General features: G+C 38.3%; 21 protein-coding genes. 8 read left to right on the forward strand and 13 right to left on the reverse strand.

The genetic code is table 11. The features are described 5' to 3' along the window. Positions 1-16 precede the first annotated feature (16 nt). The 6 genes from FBD94_RS16835 to FBD94_RS16860 all read left to right on the forward strand — a co-directional run bounded on the left by FBD94_RS16835 (position 17) and on the right by FBD94_RS16860 (position 6,392). Positions 17-1,555, forward strand: coding sequence for an MFS transporter (locus tag FBD94_RS16835; protein WP_136881069.1), 1,539 nt, complete (start codon positions 17-19; stop codon positions 1,553-1,555). Further along, a complete protein-coding gene (locus tag FBD94_RS16840) occupies positions 1,552-2,571 on the forward strand; it encodes a hypothetical protein (protein WP_136881070.1) in 1,020 nt (339 codons plus the stop codon). Before FBD94_RS16835 ends, FBD94_RS16840 begins: the two co-directional genes overlap by 4 nt. A gap of 65 nt (positions 2,572-2,636) precedes the next feature. Next, entirely contained in the window at positions 2,637-4,205 is a 1,569-nt protein-coding gene (locus tag FBD94_RS16845; RefSeq protein ID WP_136881071.1) for a lipase family protein, read from the forward strand. 94 nt (positions 4,206-4,299) lie between these two features. Continuing rightward, positions 4,300-5,070, forward strand: a complete 771-nt coding sequence (locus tag FBD94_RS16850) for a LuxR C-terminal-related transcriptional regulator (RefSeq protein ID WP_136881072.1) — start codon at positions 4,300-4,302, stop codon at positions 5,068-5,070. A 34-nt stretch (positions 5,071-5,104) separates the two neighbouring features. Continuing rightward, on the forward strand, positions 5,105-5,692 hold the full coding sequence (locus FBD94_RS16855) for a hypothetical protein (RefSeq protein ID WP_136881073.1): 588 nt from the start codon (positions 5,105-5,107) through the stop codon (positions 5,690-5,692). Then, on the forward strand, positions 5,676-6,392 hold the full coding sequence (locus FBD94_RS16860) for a hypothetical protein (RefSeq protein ID WP_136881074.1): 717 nt from the start codon (positions 5,676-5,678) through the stop codon (positions 6,390-6,392). Before FBD94_RS16855 ends, FBD94_RS16860 begins: the two co-directional genes overlap by 17 nt. An 18-nt stretch (positions 6,393-6,410) precedes the next feature. Here FBD94_RS16860 and FBD94_RS16865 read toward each other — a convergent pair whose 3' ends face one another. From FBD94_RS16865 to FBD94_RS16895, 7 genes are all read right to left on the reverse strand, one after another. Further along, positions 6,411-6,719, reverse strand: coding sequence for a hypothetical protein (locus FBD94_RS16865; protein ID WP_136881075.1), 309 nt, complete (start codon positions 6,717-6,719; stop codon positions 6,411-6,413). A 101-nt stretch (positions 6,720-6,820) separates the two neighbouring features. After that, positions 6,821-9,502 carry a PQQ-dependent sugar dehydrogenase gene (locus FBD94_RS16870; RefSeq protein WP_136881076.1) on the reverse strand — a complete coding sequence of 894 codons (2,682 nt, stop codon included), beginning with the start codon at positions 9,500-9,502 and terminating at the stop codon, positions 6,821-6,823. 11 nt (positions 9,503-9,513) lie between these two features. After that, positions 9,514-10,392: a sugar phosphate isomerase/epimerase family protein gene (locus tag FBD94_RS16875; protein WP_136881077.1), complete on the reverse strand. Its 879-nt coding sequence runs from the start codon at positions 10,390-10,392 to the stop codon at positions 9,514-9,516. Positions 10,393-11,054: 662 nt separating this feature from the next. Then, positions 11,055-11,711: a DUF4142 domain-containing protein gene (locus tag FBD94_RS16880; protein WP_136881078.1), complete on the reverse strand. Its 657-nt coding sequence runs from the start codon at positions 11,709-11,711 to the stop codon at positions 11,055-11,057. A 61-nt stretch (positions 11,712-11,772) separates the two neighbouring features. Continuing rightward, positions 11,773-12,420 carry a hypothetical protein gene (locus tag FBD94_RS16885; RefSeq protein ID WP_136881079.1) on the reverse strand — a complete coding sequence of 216 codons (648 nt, stop codon included), beginning with the start codon at positions 12,418-12,420 and terminating at the stop codon, positions 11,773-11,775. Between the two features lie 173 nt (positions 12,421-12,593). Beyond that, the gene (locus FBD94_RS16890) at positions 12,594-13,538 is read right to left on the reverse strand and encodes a YihY/virulence factor BrkB family protein (protein ID WP_131608629.1); all 945 of its coding nucleotides are present in this window, start codon (positions 13,536-13,538) and stop codon (positions 12,594-12,596) included. 88 nt (positions 13,539-13,626) lie between these two features. Further along, positions 13,627-14,151 carry an RNA polymerase sigma factor gene (locus FBD94_RS16895; protein ID WP_131608630.1) on the reverse strand — a complete coding sequence of 175 codons (525 nt, stop codon included), beginning with the start codon at positions 14,149-14,151 and terminating at the stop codon, positions 13,627-13,629. Positions 14,152-14,347: 196 nt separating this feature from the next. Here FBD94_RS16895 and pepE point away from each other — a divergent pair, with 196 nt between their 5' ends. Continuing rightward, positions 14,348-14,905, forward strand: coding sequence for a dipeptidase PepE (pepE, locus tag FBD94_RS16900; protein ID WP_136881080.1), 558 nt, complete (start codon positions 14,348-14,350; stop codon positions 14,903-14,905). Positions 14,906-14,945: 40 nt separating this feature from the next. Here pepE and FBD94_RS16905 read toward each other — a convergent pair whose 3' ends face one another. The 4 genes from FBD94_RS16905 to FBD94_RS16920 form a co-directional block, all read right to left on the reverse strand. Beyond that, on the reverse strand, positions 14,946-15,269 hold the full coding sequence (locus tag FBD94_RS16905; protein ID WP_136881081.1) for a helix-turn-helix domain-containing protein: 324 nt from the start codon (positions 15,267-15,269) through the stop codon (positions 14,946-14,948). Between the two features lie 2 nt (positions 15,270-15,271). After that, on the reverse strand, positions 15,272-15,838 hold the full coding sequence (locus FBD94_RS16910; RefSeq protein ID WP_131608633.1) for a hypothetical protein: 567 nt from the start codon (positions 15,836-15,838) through the stop codon (positions 15,272-15,274). Between the two features lie 224 nt (positions 15,839-16,062). Continuing rightward, on the reverse strand, positions 16,063-16,524 hold the full coding sequence (locus tag FBD94_RS16915) for an NUDIX domain-containing protein (RefSeq protein WP_136881082.1): 462 nt from the start codon (positions 16,522-16,524) through the stop codon (positions 16,063-16,065). A 14-nt stretch (positions 16,525-16,538) separates the two neighbouring features. Then, on the reverse strand, positions 16,539-17,090 hold the full coding sequence (locus FBD94_RS16920) for a GNAT family N-acetyltransferase (protein WP_131608635.1): 552 nt from the start codon (positions 17,088-17,090) through the stop codon (positions 16,539-16,541). A 128-nt stretch (positions 17,091-17,218) separates the two neighbouring features. Here FBD94_RS16920 and FBD94_RS16925 point away from each other — a divergent pair, with 128 nt between their 5' ends. Continuing rightward, positions 17,219-17,806: a DinB family protein gene (locus tag FBD94_RS16925; protein WP_136881083.1), complete on the forward strand. Its 588-nt coding sequence runs from the start codon at positions 17,219-17,221 to the stop codon at positions 17,804-17,806. A gap of 21 nt (positions 17,807-17,827) precedes the next feature. Here FBD94_RS16925 and FBD94_RS16930 read toward each other — a convergent pair whose 3' ends face one another. Together FBD94_RS16930 and FBD94_RS16935 are read right to left on the reverse strand one after the other, a co-directional pair. Next, the gene (locus tag FBD94_RS16930; protein ID WP_136881084.1) at positions 17,828-18,202 is read right to left on the reverse strand and encodes a nuclear transport factor 2 family protein; all 375 of its coding nucleotides are present in this window, start codon (positions 18,200-18,202) and stop codon (positions 17,828-17,830) included. Between the two features lie 196 nt (positions 18,203-18,398). After that, entirely contained in the window at positions 18,399-18,695 is a 297-nt protein-coding gene (locus FBD94_RS16935) for a hypothetical protein (RefSeq protein WP_136881085.1), read from the reverse strand. Between the last annotated feature and the right edge of the window lie 23 nt (positions 18,696-18,718).

Below are 18,718 nucleotides of genomic sequence, written 5' to 3' on the forward strand. Positions count from 1 at the left end.
AAATAACGCGATCCTCATGGCAGAAGAAAAAAAATACAACCTTAGCATTTTAGGAGATCTTCAACCTAAACTAATCGGATTTATTACTGCAATTGTTAGCTTCCTGACATTCGTCCAATCATTTATCAATGAAACATCGACACTCTTGGGGATTGGTTTATGGTGGGCTTATATTTTGTTTATTGTTCTCTACTTTATTGTTCCCGTATTTTTAGTTTGCTTGTTTATCATTCAAAACAGAAATTTCATCAAGAAAAGAATCTTAAAAACTGAAAGGCCATTTAAGCCCCGCTTTCTATTGGTAACCATACTCATGTCTTTTCTACTCTTTGGGTTTATTTATCTTGCTTTTACCATTCTCCCTATTTTTGTCGGTCTTATTCTAATCAGTTTGATCACAGTCATATTTTTTTCGATAACTGCATATCAGATCATTAGAAGGAAACGATGTCAGGAGGAAGATAAAGAGTATCTCATAACCGTCTCGTTATTACTTATTCTAATTACTTCATTCCTTATAAACTCCCATAATAATTTACCAAAGGATAATATTCAAGACCCGAATTCTGAAAAAAAAGATTACAGTCCCTGTACTATCTTAGGAAAGTATAAGACTGATAAAGTATACAACGGAAAACTAGATTCTGTTATAAAAGGCTTGGAGAAGAGGTCAGAAAAGAACAATATGGAAGTAGCAAACTATCCATATCCAGTACAGAAAAAGATAAACACCCTAAACAAGCATAGGGTCAATCTTGATCAGGACCTACTAAGAATGGATACTTTGATAAAGTCAAATTATACAAAGGCAAGGGATATCATTTCAAAACAATCTGTCGATTCGAGCAATATAGATAAGCTAAAGCAGGTTCAAAGTATTTTCAATGCACAAGCTGATACCTTGATCCGCAGATTTCAGAAACCCTACCTGGACACCGCTGCTATTGAATATTTGCAGAAAAAAATGAAGTTTCATACGGACTATGTAAATGGCATTTCTTTTTTCTGGAATAGCCAAATCTCAGAAAAGGAAAAGGAGTTTAAAAAAGAGTGGCTGCCTTATATGTTAAAATTGCAGTTCAAGGGCTTGGTCTGGCTCTTCTTCACTTTGTTCATCCTGTTTTCGCTATTATATCATTACAGGAAACAAGACAGACTCGCCAGATCTGCTGCATTAAAAAACACTATTCAACACAATGCCAATACACTAAAAGATTATAGTTACCTGATCGTACTGCTAATCATTCCATTTTTTAAAACCTTTACTGAAGAAAATATCAGCTTTGAAAAACCCTTTTTAAACATAGGCATAAAGGAACTCATAAAGACGGATAAAAATGTGATAGAAAGAAATGGAAATGCCAAACACAAACCCATTCCTCCAGATACTGCAGTTACTATTATTAAGGTGATTATTGATCCAGATTCCTTAAAACTACTTCACGAGGAAGTAGTAAATCATATAAGGGAGCTTGGAAAAAAGGCTATAGATAATCCTAGCGATAGAAAGAAATTCCTGGAAGATTTCCCTACATCCCCAAAACAACAGCAATGATGAAAAATATATGGACTACTACTATAGCGATGATATGTGCAATAAGCTGTTTTAGCCAGGATTGCAAGAAAAGTTATGAAAATATTCAAAATAGCTCCTTCGATAATTTTAAGAATTCAAATACCGTTCAAAAAAACATTAACTCAATTAATGGTCACATAAGATTAATTACAAAAAATAAAAAGCCATCTGAAATTAACATACGGCAATGGAATATTATTGTTAAAAATTGGAACCAACTTAAAGACCGTTTAAGTATCTACGAAAACATAAAACCAAAAAATTATGCAGATTACGAGAGATTAAAAGAACACTGGCATAATTTCAAAAGTTTAATTGACAGATCTGAAGATCAATTATTCGTGTCAAATGACCACACGCTCTTTAGGGCAATTAAAAGAGTAGACACCCTGGTCAAAGATTCGCTTAAAAAAACGGTAGATGATAAATCTAATGAGCTGAAAGCCATCATTCGGGATACCGTAGTTAATCAATCTATCCAAGTGAAAAAATTGATTCGGGATACTGTCGTTAATCAATCGAACCAAGTAAAAAAAATCATTACAAATACCGTAGTAACAAATCAGGACTCCATTAAATATTTCCTTTACAAGCGAGATACCACAATTAGAAACAGCATAAATCTACATGGCTATGATCAAAATGTTTACGGTTTAAGTTACCTGCAAGTCTTTAACCCCAAAAACAAATCGGCCCCAAATGCCTTTGCAGCATTAGCCGAAATCATAACCTCCTTCGATTCTTTTAAACTTCGTAATACCGGCGCATTTCTTTCTGCTGGTGTTCAGCACAGATCAATGATATTATTGGCGGGTTTAGGTTATTTTGACAATCAGGAGGCTTACAATATCAGTTGGAAAGCCTCCTTAATTTACTTTCCGCAGCAGAGTAGGTTTGGTTTCGGTGCCTCATATTCGCCACTCACAAAAGCCGGGATCGTAGTTGGTTTCAAGCTAAATAAAATCACCCAAACTATTAATATACCTAAAACATAATCAATCACTAGAGCTCCTGCCCTTTTTTTGCGATAAATATCTGCACAACGATTAATCTTAAACAAATGACTGAAGAAGAAAAAAAACGCCAAATCATAGCTCCCTATTATCCCATTATTTACGTTCGTGGTTATGCTATGACATCTGATGAAAGAGAAGAAACTTTCAATGATGCCTACTATGGATTTTCAGCTAGCTCAGTTGAAAAAAGACAAGCCACAAAAGCAAATGGTTATGAAGTAGCGGATATTTTTGAAGGCCAAATGATCCGCTTTATGAAAATAAAAGACTATGGATATGCAGATTCTGTAAACTATGGCCTCCGAGATTTTCATGGCGCCCCATCACGAAGCATTTGGGTATGCAGATTTTATGATGTGGATTACATTAAAGGCAAAGTAAGGGAAATTGAAGCACATGCAGAAGATCTGGCAAAAATGATACTGGTAGATATACCGAAAAGGTTAAAGGAACATAATGTAACTAACATTGAAACCGAATACAAGGTTATTCTCATTGCCCATTCCATGGGTGGACTAGTTTGTCGTACATTGATCCAAAATATCCTTCAATCTACAGGAGCGCAGTTAAGAGAAAAATATCCTGATTCTATACTTGGTAATTTGTTAGACAATCCACTTGATTTGATCCACAAATTAGTCACCATAGGTACGCCACATAAAGGAATTGATATGGGAAATATACCCGATTTTATAGAAAAAAGTATTGTTTCACTACTCAATCCTTTTGATGCAGGTATATTTCATGAAAAAAGAATGCGCGACTATCTGAAGCTACCTCAAACCACAGAGTTTGACGTTAACAGCCTTGGAAATAGCGGCTTCCCTATAGAACGCTGTCTGTGTATAATTGGCAGTGACTATAACTCGTACGGCAAGGTTCGTTATGCAACCGGTGGTTTTAGTGATGGTCTGGTAAAACAGGATGCGGCTTACATCGTGGCAGGTCCCGCACCTGAAAAAGATAAAGGGTATGATGAGAAAAAAGTAGCTTATTACGCCAACGTACACCGCGCACATTCTGGCTATAGAGGGATAGTAAACAGTTACGAAACGTATGAAAATATCCAGCGCTTTTTATTTGGAAACCTCATGGTAAGAATATCATTAGGGGACATTAAATTCACTGACCCAGTAATTGAAAACTTAGAGTATTTTTATGATTTCGAATTTTCCTTATCTATACGCGGCACTGGAGTCTACCTACATCGGCGTGAGCAGGATCCCTGTGAAAATGCCATACGTTTTAATCGTGACGATATCCCACATGACATACACCTGCACACAGGCTTCTTAAATTCCTCACTTCAACTCGGAGACGACGGCTATTCCTATTTTATACTCAAATTTAACATATTGGAATATCGTATCGAACCTGGTTTTATCTGGGACTACAAATATCCATCAAGGCAAATATACGCAGATAGCATGGAAGTAAAAGTTGATACAGGGAAAGATGGAAATTACAAAGCAGCCTATCGCTGGTTTTCTGAAATTGGATGGAATGATCTGGTAACCGATGAGAACAACAGGTATACTTTACCGTTAAAACAGGGAGTTATCGATGGGACCATTAGGATTGAAGCCGCCCCCTGGGGTGAAAAATTAGAATAATACATATCCCAAGTTAAAAGATGCTAAAAGACTGATTAAAAGCCTTGACCAAACACAAACATTTTGTTACATTTAATTATCTAAGTAATTAATAATGAATGCATCTCATCAATTAACAACAAGCCAACTTTGTCAGTTAGCAGGTAATCCTGATAGGTTAAAAGTTGACGCTAGCAAATTGCCTCAACCAAATCTCGATTCCGAGAACTTAGATAATATCGTCAACTACGGTTATTCGTGTATTTTCAACTGGTCTTCGATGCAATACGTCTTTATGAGTGATTCTGTTAAGAATATTTTAGGTTATAACAGTGAGGCATTTTTAGAGAAAGGGTTTAATTTTACACTTAGTATTATTCATGCTGAAGATATGCTGAAACTTAAGTCGCTACATTGTGCCATCTTCAAATACTATTACAGCATCCCCCCATCACAACGGCCCAACTTAAGATTTAGCTATAACCTAAGAGTAAAAACGGCAAACAATGCTTATGTGCATATTTTAAGGCAAAGTACTTTTATTGAATTTACAAAAGATGGAAAACCCACGATAGAATCCGCTAACAGTACAGATATTACTGGATTTAAATATAACAACAACATCAATCTAACCATCCACCAACTCTCTGATTCAGGCACTTACACCCTTTGCTATGAACAGGAATTTACAGAGAATCAAACTAGCCTCACAGAGCGAGAAAAACAAGTACTTGAACTTGTAAGATTTGGATATACTACAAAAGAAATCGCCAATCATCTATTTGTAGCTATTGAAACCATAAAAAGCCATCGAAAAAACATCATTGCTAAAACTGGCGCATGTAATATGACAGGAGCCATCAATATGGTTGTTAACAAAATATGAAATATTTAAATCTACCTTCTCAATTTTACCGGAAATGATAAATAACTTTAAACCACTTGCTAAAAATGTTCATTGGACGCTTATGGGCTTAGTAGTTATTGCATATGTATTGCTGATAAGCAATTCAAATGAACAAGATCAAATTATCAGAAGACTTACTAAAATTATGATCACCACAACGTCACTGTGGGCCGGAATTTTAGTTGTGCTCACTTTAAAGCATGGTTCTAAGGAAAAACTAGTGGAAAAAATTAGAAAGGGGTATTCTAAACTATTGGATTCGTACCTATTTGTTATCCCGGCGAATATTTTATTGATAGGGGTCTTCAGTTACCTTGCTTATATTTTAACATTTTACCGAAATGTTGAATTTATATCAGAAGGAAAAGTAGAACTTTTTCAAAGCGATAAATATGACGAGAAAATACGCATCGGTGTTATTGAGCCCGGAGATATTACTCCATTTAGGATAAAAATTGGAAATCGTCATTTTTTCTATCAAAAACTGGGTGATAATCATATCAATTCAATCCCATCTGTTTCTATCCTGCCCTTGTGGAATGAAAACGAACTCACTCGCATTTCTTTACCAATCGAAGCCGAATATGAATTATTGCCTTAGAATACTTTTATTAATATTGTTTTGGGCGCAGATTGCTCAAGCCCAAAGATCAGAGCTTACCCTAAAATGGGGATTGCAGGGAAGTAAATTATTATTTGAAGAGAAAACGGCGACAAAAGGTCAGAATAGTGCTATTCATCCTCCAAGAAAAAAAAATGAGAAGTTGTACCGTTTTATTGCGCCAAGTGGGGATTATAACGATATATTTCAACCAATTGCAGAACGGCACCATATCCTTTGGGAGAAATTTATGACCACCAAACCGGATGAATCAAAAATTCAAAAACTCTATTCAGATTACACAAAAAAGCATGATCCTTATCTCTCGAGTTCAACGACCTCATTAGCTCCAAGATTATATTTTGATTTTATAGGTAAATCAAACAAAGTTTATATACTTCAATCCATTACAGTTGAAACCATAAATTTCGAAGAATACAGCGGCGGTGGGTTCATTAATAACTTAGCTTGGTATGATATTGTCCTCAACCATAAAATCGGAACGAAAATTTATCCCGTTGATAAGCAATTAACATTTAATACAAATGGCCGAGCGGAGCTACGATTTTTCTCAGATAATTATTACCCCAGTTTTGGAATGGCCCCTATGGGTTGCTATACGATAAGGATCAGATTTAATTTTGAATCAGATAAGAAATTAGTTTCCGCAAGCACTGAGATATTTAAAATTGATGTTTAATTGATAGCGTACTTCTACCTAAAACTCATCAGCTGTAGAGCGTGTAGTCAGATCTATAAAAGTAAAAATCACTTCAGCAGACTCTTCATCAATATTAGACTTTAATTGGATAAAGAAGTGCAGCGCCCATCCGGGACAAGTTTTTGAAATATGTCCATCTGGAATATAAATGCCGAGATCTTTTGGCGGGCTAACCTTATTAGTAGAAGGTAAAGCTGGTCGCACATTGTAATTGCTCAGAACTGCAGCAGCGGTATCCTGAAATATACTTGAAGGATCATTGTTGGCTTTCGGCAATGTCTGGCGAATCTTCAAAACCCAGGTCATAATTCACAAAGAGATTAAGACTAAACTTGTTGACGTTTTAAATCCAAAAAAAAGCGACCAAGAAATCCTTGATCGCTTTTTTGTTAATTCCGCAATAGGTGCTAACGATTTTTCACATTTATTGTCCGTACATCTAAGGCTGTCTCCTTAAATACCAAGTAAACATCAAACCTGCCTTTAACTGGTATAATTTCTACAACATTACGCTTATCCCGGATCCCATTTGCTTGAGAGATGATTTTTCCATCAGCAGCACCGATTCGAATCTCAACATGATCAGGTGCTGTTCTATCCCCAACAATTTCAATTTTTTCAATATCAGTTAAATCAATATTGTTAAATTGAAGATAGGCACCTTTGCTTTGGACAGTAGCGATAGATCTGTCCTCATTAAACCCAAATCCATTAGTTCGATCTGCATCATTAACTAAAAGACTAGGATAGCGCAGTAACACCATATGCTCTGTAAACTGAGCTGCAGCAAACTTAGCACCTCTATCTTTATAAGCTGCCCTAAAAATGAAGCTACCTTTATTAGTTTGGTCTGCTGGAACATTGGTCGTATAACTACCCTTTACCGGCAAAGTTTTTGGAGCTGCTTGTTTGTTACTTAAACTAAGTACATAACTTACAATCGCATTTGCATCATTATTTGATAATGTGGAATGGCCAGGCATCATGGCATCGCCCCAAACTCCCGAACCACCGTTGATAATTTTTTTCACCAACCTGGGTTTTGCATTTTTATCTGTTTTGTATTTTAGCGCTACCTGGGTAAATGACGGACCTAGAGATTTCGCGGTAAGATCGTGACAAGAGTTACAGGTACTTTTTTTGATTATGGCCTTGCCAGCTGCAAATTGAGCCGTTGCATCAAAAGTTTTCTGGCTCTGTGCGATGGTGGTCATATCATAACCTTCAGACAGGTAATTAATTGCCACCGACACCTGAGCGGGTAAAATTCTTTTATCTGCCAAACTTCCATCTTCTTTATCTGTGACATTTACAGCGTAATTGATGGTATTTCCTGGGAAATAGAAGCTGGAATTACCCTTTGTAAAATTAAACTGCACCACTGGAGGCGCATTACCTGCTGATATTTCTACTGTTTTACTGTTTCTTGCTCCCCCAGGATCGGTCACCGTAAGGGTGGCTTTATAGATGCCTGGTGCTGTAAGTCGAAGCTCAGGATTCGCACCGCGGTGCACAGAATTGAGCACATTATTTTTAGTGATGCGCCATTCATATTTTAAGGAATCCCCATCATAATCCTTTGTTCCTTTGGAAGACAATTTTATAACTAAAGGCAAAGCGCCTGCGGTTTTATCTGCGGTAGCCTGGACAATTGGCTTACGATTGCCGCTATTGTATTCAATCTTAATCAATTGTGCTTCAGGGTTATCTTTAAAATAGCCATTTCCATATTCCAAAACATACAAACTTCCATCAGGCCCGAATTTCATATCTATTGGTCCTCTTAAGGTTAGATCGGGCATAAAACGCTCCATAGATTTGTAATTGCCTTCATCATCCATGGTCACGATCAGTATCCAACCTCTAACCCAATCTGTAATAAACCATTTACCCTCATAATAGGCTGGAAAAACCTTCCCAGTACGGCTAAAGTCTGTCTGACGGAATATAGGCCCCCCTACTGCGCTTCTGCCACCACTTCCCATCAATGGAAATTTCTCACTGGAAGTATAAGGATACCAGATTAACGAAGGTTGTGTTGGGGGTAATACAGTTAATCCTGTATTGTTTGGCGAATTATTCACAGGACGAAAGGGATCATACCAGTCACCTGACTTTTTTGTCGCAAAATCATAATAACGGTAAGCCTCATTACCAATAAAATAAGGCCAACCATAATTCCCTGCCTTTTTTGCCAGGTTAAATTCATCATAAGAAACCGGTCCTCTTAAATCTGAGGCATTTGAACCATCGGGCCCAACCTCTCCCCAATACAACCAATTTGTTTTACTATCCAGGCTCATCCTCCATGGATTCCTGTTACCCATCGTATAAATTTCCGGCCGCGTTTTAGGGGTACCTTTCGGGAACAAATTCCCTTCAGGAATCGTATAGGTGCCATCGGCTTCAGGATGGATACGTAAAATTTTACCTCTCAAATCATTTGTATTAGAAGAAGACTTTTGGGCGTCACGAGGGCTTTCACCTTTACGCTCGTCAATAGGCGCAAACCCATCTGAAGACCTGGAAAAGGTATTGTCTCCCGTGCTCAACAATAAATTATTGTCCTGATCAAACAACATTCCACCGCCCACATGGCAACATTCTTCTCGTTGGACAGGTACCTTCAGGAGTACCTTCGCAGATGCGAGGTTCAGTTGACCTCCTGTCCAGGTATACCGCACCAAACTATTCACAGATTCGTTTCCCTTTGCTGAATAATACAAATAGATCCAATGGTTTTTCTCAAAATTAGGATCAAGTATCACACCCTGCAGACCATCTTCCCCTTCTGATCTTTCCCCGCTTTTACTAACATATTCTGTACTCACGGGAATCTCGGCAATCACGCTGAGTTGCTTTGTCGCAGGATTATATACCTTTAACCTACCTTTACGTTCCGCATACAACACTTTTCCGTTTTTCAGCACCTGGAATTGCATTGGTTCCTGAAGTTTTTGAGCAAGAACAATCTTTGTAAATCTATTTAATTCCCGACTGGGATCGTTCTGCGCATGTACATTCAACAGTAAACATAGCATACTTAGCAATAGGAGCGAAAATAGCTTAAAATTAAATTTCAATAACATACATCAACTGATTATGGCTTCATAAAAGATTCGCGGAAATTGGTTACACTCTGTGCTACATCAGCCCTGTTGCGATCCCAATTATACTCGTACTCTGCTGATATCACCCCTTTAAACCTTTGTTTTTTTAACTCTTTAATGATGGCATCCATATTTGCTACACCTTTACCCCAATGCACATCGTGTGCATTTTCGCTTTTAGCATTCAAATCTTTCATGTGCAGGTGAAGCACATGTCCATTGGCTTTTTGTAAGCTTTCCACAGGATCAAGGCCGGAACGCAGCCAATGACCAATATCCGCACATAAGCCTAAACGGTTGCTTTTACCTTTTATCGCATTCAATACAATATCAGGATTCCAGTAATGTGAAGGATTAGGGTGGTTATGAATAGCTAGATTAATATCGTATTTATCACAAAGATCAGCTAACAATTGCAGGTCTTTCTCATTGGGTTCAGAAGTAATTGTCTCTACTCCCATTGCCTTACTAAACTCAAATATCTTAATCCAATCCGCTTCACTGTCAGCACCAACTACCCCGAAGCCAACCATTTTTACATTACGGGCTTTCAGCAAGTTCAATATCTTCACTCTTTTATCCGGATCCATATTATAGTCCATCCTACCTGGTATATCGCCACCAAGTTCTTGTCCAGGATAAGCTTCAATGTAGCTTAAATTGCAACTATCTGCTTTTGCTACAGCATCAAAAAAAGTATACCGGTTAAAGGTATAAGCCTGTGTGCCCAATTTCCATCCTAATTTTTCTTCAGGATGTTTTGCTTTTGAATGGCCGCCACTATTTATTGTTTTACAAGCACCTATAACTGTCATCAGAAGGGCAAGGCAATAGGCGAAGAAAAGAAATTTGTTTCTGTTTAGATTCATATTATTTGTATTTGTGTATTTATAATGGATTTATGGCTTATAACTGCAAAATCAAATCCAAAAAGATAGCCGCCAAGGGCAGATATAAAAGAGATACCGATAATCTAATTGCTATTGAAGGTTTCAATTTCATTTGTCATTTGAAATATTTGGTTTTTAAAGTTGTCTTTTTCTTAACTACGGAACAATGGATTTATCATTACAAAACATGGACTATTTAATCATTTACGACTCACAATAGCAACAGCTCCTCCACCTTTAGCTAAGGTATTGCTATGATAATGGTGGTAATCGTAGATACTTCTGCCTAAAACTCATCAGCAGTAGCGCGTGTAGTCAGATCTATAAAAGTAAAAGTCACTTCAGCAGACTCTTCATCAATCACAAAATCTACAGTTTCCTCAACAGTACGTTCCGAATTCATGTCTGAACAGGTAAAATGATATTCCAGAAACAATTGTCAAATTTCAGCAAAATCCAAACATTTTTTTATAAGAGATGTTAAACCTAAAAATTCATCTAGTTTAACGTCCAAAAGAAATTATGGAAACCCATACTTTTTGGTTCTTTATCCTGGCGATCGTGGTTGCCTGCATCAGCTGGACAGTGACTAAAGAAGAATAATGGAACTACACCTTTATGCCAGCTGGCAGGAATCATAACTATTTTTTTTCAACCTTAGCAGGACTGGTGCCTAGTACATCATCACCATTATTCGCATTAGTGATATTCAAACGCTTTCCTATTTCCAAAGCCTTCTGATAGTGCTGTTCAATAAGTGGCAGTGTTTTAACGGCAAAAGCCTTCAACTGGGTATCCGCTAATCGTGAACCATCGGTAAACAATTGCAGGGCATTATGGTGATCGTTGATCATCATCTGAAGATATTGCACATCAAATGCCCGATCAGAAAGCGTATTCAATTTAGCCAGGTGACCTGCAAGTGTAGCAGGCAAACGCTGCGCCACCTGAAGCCCTTTTTCTTCGACGATGCGTTTCAGTTCTTCATTAGCTTTACTGTGATCATTCAACAACCGCGTAGCAAATGCTTTAACTGAAGGATCTTTACTTCGATTAACCGCTATACCTGCGGCTTCTACTTCCATCATTCCCCCAGTCGCCGCGCTCAGCGCAAAGACTTTACCATCACCATTTAAGTCCACATCAGCGGTAACAGTTTGTGCCCTGCGCGTGGTGTCACTAATAGTATCCGTGATCTGACTTGCCGCTGCATCACGACCATTTCTGTCCGGGTTGCTACATGCCTGAAGCACAATTAATGCGCAAACAGGCACCAAATTTTTCCAGTATATTTTCATAGGTCTGTATTTTAAATCGTCGAAAATTAACTTCAATTTAGCATATCATTACCGAACTAATTTAAGCAGACGGATAAAGATGATCATGATTCAGCAAACCTTTAACCAAAGCCTTCCACTGCGGATAAGAGAACCCGACTTTAGCACCCCAGCCCACAAAAGTATTGCGGATATTATCCAGGGTATGCTCCGTATCGGTATTGGGCACCTCGTTCCGTCCGTGCTCTTCAGCATAAATCGTATTGCCAATGCGCTTCACCTGAAAAGTAGAAGTAGCTGCCTTGGTTAAAAAATGGGCGGTATCTTCACTTGCGGTCAAAGGATTTGCAGATGGTCTGGCTGTCATGCTCAATACCTCTGTATCATACAGCACTTCCAGTTTAATTTCTTCAATAGTCACCCAATCGTACCCACCACCCGTTTGCGTACCGGGGCCGGGAATGTCAATCCGGATGTGGTCCCCACCTGTGGCCTTTCGTTGCACCAAATTCCCATGTTCATCAGTCAGAAAAAAGTCCGACATCGCCCCGCCGGCAATTTCTGTCCATCGGTTTACATCCAAAAGACGATCCTTTACCGTTTTAAAAAAATGAACCGCTTCGCCTTCAGAAGCCAGTTCAATCTTCTCCACTGCATTCATTTCCGATCCGGTTTGCTGAGCAGGTACATGAGCAGCTCCCAGCCCATTGTATTCTTCATCAGTTTCCATTTTTATAATAATTTAGGTGAATATTTAACTTAGCACATTGACCAAAATCGATTTCAGGCCTATTAACCAAATGGATAAAAATGAGTAACATTACTATTAACAGAAAATAGTGAGATATGTTTAGAAAACAACTAAACAGAAGATCATGGAAGAGATACTTGGATTGAACAAAATCAGGACGAAGCATTATCTTGCACAGAGGCATTCCCAGTTTCCACCTCAATTTCTTTAGTAGTCACCGCATATTGAGCCGGACGAATCTCTGAACCATAGGCAACCGCATACGCTTTGGTAAATTCAGCACCCAAATACAGAATAATAGAAGAATAATAAGTCCACAACAACAAAATAACCAATGATCCCGTTGCTCCATAAGTACTCCCCACATCACTCTTACCAATATAAATCGAAATCGCAAATTTCCCCAGCATGAACAAAATTGCAGTAACCACTGCTCCCGACAACACATCCTTCCACTTAATGCGCGCATCTGGCAATACTTTAAAAATTACTCCAAAAATAAGCGTTATGACAACCAGGGTAAGCAATTGATTCAGGATATAAAACAATACAACAGACACATCAGCATACCTGGCCTGAAGACGGCTGCTAAAACCATCCAGCACAGCAGTTATACCCAAAGAAACCAATAATATGAAACCCAAACTAACGATTACAGAAAAAGAAAGGACCCGGTTCTGCAACATTTTTAACCAGCCCCGTTTCGGCTTAGGCTTAAGTCCCCATATGGTATTGATCGATTCCTGAATATCAGCGAAAACCGTTGTAGCGCCAACAAGCAAAGTCACAAGACCGATGATGAAAGCAGACTTATCCTTGTCGCCAATAGCTGCTTTTGAAACAATCTCCTGTAATTGCATGGCAGTCTGCTTACCCATAAAACCTGCCAGCTGTCTATAAATCTCTCCCTGTGCGGCTTCCTGTCCCAGAAATATGCCACATAATGAGATAATCACCACCAACAGTGGCGCCATCGAAAACACTGTGTAATAAGCGAGCGAGCCGCTCAGCTTGGTTACTTTATGATCGCTAAATCCTATAAAGGTTTCTTTAATAACCTTCCAGATCCCTTTCCATGTAATCCGTGTGTGTTCCATATCGTTATGATTTTACATCCATTCCGGGCAATTTCGCATATGCAACAGAAAGCAAAAAGCCCGGAATTTCCGGGCATCCAAAAGCAGCTTAATGCATCATTTCGAGCCGCTTATTATACATTTTAAGCTCGTTTTTAAGGAATTGTCGGGCCATATGAATACGCGTTTTAACCGTACCAATCGGAATGTTCAATTCATCAGCAATTTCATGGTACTTATATCCTTCAAAATACCTTAAAAAAGGCCCGGAATATTCAGGCTGTAAGCGAGCCATTGCTTTATTAATATCCTCCATCACAAATTTACCTTCACTATAATTGGTAACGGCACTTTGCTTCAGCTGAACAGAATTCAAATCCTCAGAAGTTTGAATCAACGCATTCTTTCTCCCGTTTCGGCGATAATCATTGATAAAGGTATTTCTCATAATCGTAAACAACCAACCGCGTAAATTAGTCCCCGCTTTGTAGAGATGATGATAACGAATTGCCTTAATCAGCGTATCCTGAACCAAATCATTGGCGTTCTCTACATCTTTAGTAAAATTAAAAGCAAATTTTTCCAGGCAAGACTGATGCGTGCAGATCTGATAATTCAATTTTGAGTTTTCCATAGATAGATGATTTTAAATTGTTTTTGAATAGGTAATCATCTTATTTCAAACCCCATACCAATAGAACAGGAAACCCATACCAAAAAATTACCATATTTTTTTTCATTCACGAAAACTGCTTCTCTGGCATCAAATAACCTAAAATTTCTCTAAACAAAATAAAAAATAGCGAGATGACATAAAACTGGCACAATCTATGTCCAGCGACTCCAAGTATAATAGCGTGACCGAAAATATGAACAAACTGAACAGTTCGTGCAATTGTTTTACCAATAAAAAGGTATTGCCAAAGGGACTACACCGTTTTGAAGATCCAGCACATGCATTGAAAAGTCAGCAACTAATGAATGTTTTAAAAGAGGTGGTTGAAAATGGGGTTCCTTATTTAGGTACCAGTGCTGGAAGTAATATAGGAGGCTTAAATATGCAGAACACAAATGACATGCCGATCGTATATCCGCCAAGTTTTAATACACTAGAGCTTATTCCTTTTAATATAAATGCACATTACCTGGATCCTGCCCCCAATTCAAAGCATAATGGGGAGACCAGAGAAACTCGGATTAAAGAGTTTCATGTCTTCAATAAGGTACCTGTATTGGGTTTAAGAGAAGGTAGCTGGATCCGTGTAAAAGGAGACAGAGTTACTACAGAAGGCATGTTTTCTTCCAGAGTATTTCTTCCTGAATTGCCACCTTATGAAATTCAACCTGGAAGTGTTTGCGCATTTGAAACACGTCAAAATCCTCTATAAGGTAGGCTTGATCACTCGATTTGGGAAATAAACTGAGTCTCTAACCTACACTGTGGGTATTTTTTGCAATCGCAATCAAAGTTGTTTCAAGCGCATTTTCTAACTTACTAATTGTCTCTAGCGTCAGATTCTCTTGGCCCTTAAGAATCTTGCTTACTTGTTGAGGCGAAACTTTTAACAACTGTGCAAGCTCCTTTTGACTTATCCCCTTATCACGAATTAAACCATTAACTTTTATCGCGATTGCTTGAGATTTTTTCAACCAATCGCGATTGTCTGCTCTATACTTCGCCTTTTCCGGCCAACCCGACTTTTCCTCTGAAACTATAGTTTCAAGTTTGTCTATTAAATTTTCTACCACCATTTTTATAATTCTAATAGTTCAAAATCGTCTTCATCCAATATTCCTAGCTCTTTTAGATAGTTTTTGGTTATTTCTAGCTTACGAAGCTCCTTTAATAAATGAGGACGATCATTCATTGTTGGTGTCAATTTTATTGCTCCTCCAGTAATCACATAACAAGTTGCAGATATTCTGATTGCATAAACCCTTAGCCAACTTTTCCTGTTCAATCCAATCGCCTTATTTTTCTGAAGTGGAGTTAACTTATAATCCTCGTTGCTTAAAGGCTTAAAATAACCCTGTAAACTATCCCCTTTTTTAATCCGGCCTGCGGCGTACACAAGTCTCTCCTCGAGATCTTCAGCTTCATCCAAGGTTAGCTGAACCACCTCATCGATAGACATATTGCCAATCTCCTCAGTGTAGAAGCCACTTTGCAAATCTTTTATATGCTCCTGAAAAAAATCATATAAATATTCAACATCATTCCACTGATCAAAAACCCTTGCAAATTCATCGTCTTCACAATCATCAAACCTTACAGCGTATAACGTTTCTTTACAGACTGTAAATATAGAAATAATTTTCATTTATCAACTTATAGGTTTACTTTTTTTACGCTTAATTGAACTTTTGGCTAGTAATAATCAGGCCTGAATTCCCATTGAATTTCACTCAGGACAATCAATTTGGTTATTTTGTTAAAGCTTAGGATTTCATTCCAATAAAAAAAATATCCTCAGATACAATACACTCAGGCCTCAGCCCTTTTCTATACAAAGAAGGTTGGCGGCATTTTGGTTTTGCTCCTAAGTTAGGGCTTAATCACATTTTCTAAGTCAGCTAAAAAGGATTGCTGGCGCTCATTTATATAAATCCCAGCCTCAGCCAAAGAAAACCATCTAGCCTGATCCACCTCTGGAAAATCAGTCATTTTTCCCGATTTAGGCGGCCATTCAATTGAAAAAGTATTAGAAGCAATCTGAGAAGCATCCAGATCACCAAGAACCGCCCAGCAATGCACAACTTTTCCACCCTTTTGCACCACAGATTTCAAAGCCTTAAATTCCCCTTCAGCCAAATAACCAGTCTCCTCCTTAAACTCCCTTAAAGCTGTATCAAAAGCCTGCTCATTAGCCATCACCTCCCCCTTAGGCACCGTCCACCAACCCTTATCCTTATTTCGAAAAAACGGACCTCCAGGGTGAACCAGTAACACCTCAAGTTTCTTTTCCGTAAACCGATACAACAATAAACCTGCGCTTTGTGTAGCCATAAATTACTTCTCTTCTAACCTTCCACTCGATTTTTTAATGTATAGGTAACCATATCAGTTACATTAGTATGCTTGTTATTATAAGATTTATCCTCTAATTGAAAACCAAGCGCTTCCAACAGGCCGACAGAACGGTCATTGACACCTGACGGAAATGCAGTAATCAACTTTGCGTTTAATCCATCGAATGTATATTCAATAACCTTTTTCAAAGCCTCTTTCATCAGCCCCCTTCCCCTAAATTCAGGAAGCATTTCATAACCGATCTCCACAATTTCATTTTGAACATCAAAATTCCAGCAACAAATAGTACCAATCAAACTATTTTCCTCTTTCAAGGCAATCACCCAGTACAAGCTTTCCTTCCTTTCAACCAGGTTCTCTATTTTTGCAATAAACTCCCGGCTTTGTGATAAATTAGTGGGGGTTTCCCGCCCAACCATAATGTTTACAGCCTCGTCGCAGCGCAATCGATGGATAGATTCAAGATCCTGAGCACAAATACCTCTCAGTAGCGCCCGCTGAGTAGTCAATTTAGGAAATTCGGAAAAATTTAATGTCAACATAATCGGTTTTCTGTTTTATAATATACAAAAATAAGCATAACATCTAAATCCATTCATCGTTATGACTAGGCTATGCCGATACCCTTTATGAAGCAGGCGACAACGACAGCAGGTACGCAGCAAATCGTATGTCACATTTCAAACCAATCAAAGGAAAACCCTTTGTAGCACCCATCACCGAAAAAGAGCCACCAAAAAAGGCAGCCCTTCAAATAAATTTTTCATACATTCATCTTGTGAAGTCAGATTTACTATACGCGCAATACACATTGGTTCAGCAGTCCAGAGCTGTTGTTTTTCAGTTCCTGGAAGAAAACGTTATGGATGATATGGCTAAGCCGCTTACAATCTTTAACGACAAAACCATCTCCTATATGTATGTCCATATCGCCAATACTTATATAGCCTGGGTAGGAAATTTTGCTTTGAACGGCTCTTATCCCTATTACGATCAGGAAAAGCCCCTAAATATATCCCAAATCAAAAACCTGTTTACTGGGGTTGATGAAATCATGGGCCGTTTTATCGCGCATTTCACCGCAGATCCAACTCAGCCGGTTAAAGGTTATAAATGGACGGAAAAATACATTGAAACTGATGCCTACAGTATTTTTACACATGTCATTACCCATGAGTTTCACCATAAAGGCCAGGCTATGACCATGTCCCGATTGCTCGGACATCTTCCACCAGACACAGATGTGATGCGCTTCTAATGTAATCAGCAGTAACTCCGATCAAATAGCCCTTCCGCTTCCGCCTACTACTTTAATCCCCTCACCGAATTTTTTCCAAAACCTGATATAGCGAAAGCCAGCTTCAAACGGTACGCCATTAAACTTTCCAATCAATTTTATGATCAATGTGATCACCGCCATATCACCGATAATATTTAGTTTTTCAACTTCTGGTAGAAGTTCGTCAACCTTTAATGCTCCATCGCGATAGGTATCCAGATCCTGCTCCTTAGTTATTGTTTCCCCGCTTGGGAGAATGAACAACAGATCATCATGCAGCAACTCATCAAGCGCGGTGATATTGCCATCTTTGATTGCGCTGTAAAGCTTATTTTCCTGCTCAAGGATGCAGTTTTCTGTTAGTTTATTATCCATGTTTAGCTGTTTATACCACTATGAATCTCTATAGCCGGGCAAATTTATATTACAAACTGTTGAATTATATATACAGGTATTCTAAGTTAAAAACAAATGTTTTTTCAATTTTTACATCATGGCTAGTCATAGCAATGATGCAAACGCCCTGGACAAAAAACAAAACCAGGCCAGTACCAATTACACCGGCTCCACGTCAATCAGCGAAAGCCATTAATCCGCTACCATGCGCTTTAGCGATATCAAGCAATTGCAATAATGGCTCTACATCACTATCGTTAAGCATATGCTCCTGTATATTGTTTCTGATTTGCTGGATCAAAACCGTATCCCACCGAAAATCCGAATGATAATCAAACCTTTCGGGAATGATCTTTTTTGCTTTTAGTCTTTCAAAAGTCTCAAAATCTATACTACCAACAATAGTTATCCCAGCTTCTTCAGGATAGCCCGGAGCATTTTCATCATCATCCAACAAATAGAAATCTAGCATACAATATTTAAATAGGGTACCAA

Source organism: Pedobacter hiemivivus (assembly GCF_005144565.1).
Classification (GTDB): domain Bacteria; phylum Bacteroidota; class Bacteroidia; order Sphingobacteriales; family Sphingobacteriaceae; genus Pedobacter; species Pedobacter hiemivivus.

Excerpts from the sequence above, each read along its gene's own strand:
- FBD94_RS16860 (WP_136881074.1), top strand. The coding sequence starts at position 5,676 with ATGAATTATTGCCTTAGAATACTTTTATTAATATTGTTTTGGGCGCAG.
- FBD94_RS16890 (WP_131608629.1), bottom strand. The coding sequence starts at position 13,538 with ATGGAACACACACGGATTACATGGAAAGGGATCTGGAAGGTTATTAAA.
- FBD94_RS16920 (WP_131608635.1), bottom strand. The coding sequence starts at position 17,090 with ATGTTGACATTAAATTTTTCCGAATTTCCTAAATTGACTACTCAGCGG.
- FBD94_RS16850 (WP_136881072.1), top strand. The coding sequence starts at position 4,300 with ATGAATGCATCTCATCAATTAACAACAAGCCAACTTTGTCAGTTAGCA.
- FBD94_RS16930 (WP_136881084.1), bottom strand. The coding sequence starts at position 18,202 with ATGGATAATAAACTAACAGAAAACTGCATCCTTGAGCAGGAAAATAAG.
- FBD94_RS16910 (WP_131608633.1), bottom strand. The coding sequence starts at position 15,838 with ATGAAAATTATTTCTATATTTACAGTCTGTAAAGAAACGTTATACGCT.
- FBD94_RS16895 (WP_131608630.1), bottom strand. The coding sequence starts at position 14,151 with ATGGAAAACTCAAAATTGAATTATCAGATCTGCACGCATCAGTCTTGC.
- FBD94_RS16880 (WP_136881078.1), bottom strand. The coding sequence starts at position 11,711 with ATGAAAATATACTGGAAAAATTTGGTGCCTGTTTGCGCATTAATTGTG.
- FBD94_RS16935 (WP_136881085.1), bottom strand. The coding sequence starts at position 18,695 with ATGCTAGATTTCTATTTGTTGGATGATGATGAAAATGCTCCGGGCTAT.
- FBD94_RS16835 (WP_136881069.1), top strand. The coding sequence starts at position 17 with ATGGCAGAAGAAAAAAAATACAACCTTAGCATTTTAGGAGATCTTCAA.
- FBD94_RS16885 (WP_136881079.1), bottom strand. The coding sequence starts at position 12,420 with ATGGAAACTGATGAAGAATACAATGGGCTGGGAGCTGCTCATGTACCT.
- FBD94_RS16915 (WP_136881082.1), bottom strand. The coding sequence starts at position 16,524 with ATGGCTACACAAAGCGCAGGTTTATTGTTGTATCGGTTTACGGAAAAG.
- FBD94_RS16845 (WP_136881071.1), top strand. The coding sequence starts at position 2,637 with ATGACTGAAGAAGAAAAAAAACGCCAAATCATAGCTCCCTATTATCCC.
- FBD94_RS16925 (WP_136881083.1), top strand. The coding sequence starts at position 17,219 with ATGTCACATTTCAAACCAATCAAAGGAAAACCCTTTGTAGCACCCATC.
- FBD94_RS16865 (WP_136881075.1), bottom strand. The coding sequence starts at position 6,719 with ATGACCTGGGTTTTGAAGATTCGCCAGACATTGCCGAAAGCCAACAAT.
- FBD94_RS16840 (WP_136881070.1), top strand. The coding sequence starts at position 1,552 with ATGATGAAAAATATATGGACTACTACTATAGCGATGATATGTGCAATA.
- FBD94_RS16870 (WP_136881076.1), bottom strand. The coding sequence starts at position 9,502 with ATGTTATTGAAATTTAATTTTAAGCTATTTTCGCTCCTATTGCTAAGT.
- pepE (WP_136881080.1), top strand. The coding sequence starts at position 14,348 with ATGTCCAGCGACTCCAAGTATAATAGCGTGACCGAAAATATGAACAAA.
- FBD94_RS16875 (WP_136881077.1), bottom strand. The coding sequence starts at position 10,392 with ATGAATCTAAACAGAAACAAATTTCTTTTCTTCGCCTATTGCCTTGCC.
- FBD94_RS16905 (WP_136881081.1), bottom strand. The coding sequence starts at position 15,269 with ATGGTGGTAGAAAATTTAATAGACAAACTTGAAACTATAGTTTCAGAG.
- FBD94_RS16855 (WP_136881073.1), top strand. The coding sequence starts at position 5,105 with ATGATAAATAACTTTAAACCACTTGCTAAAAATGTTCATTGGACGCTT.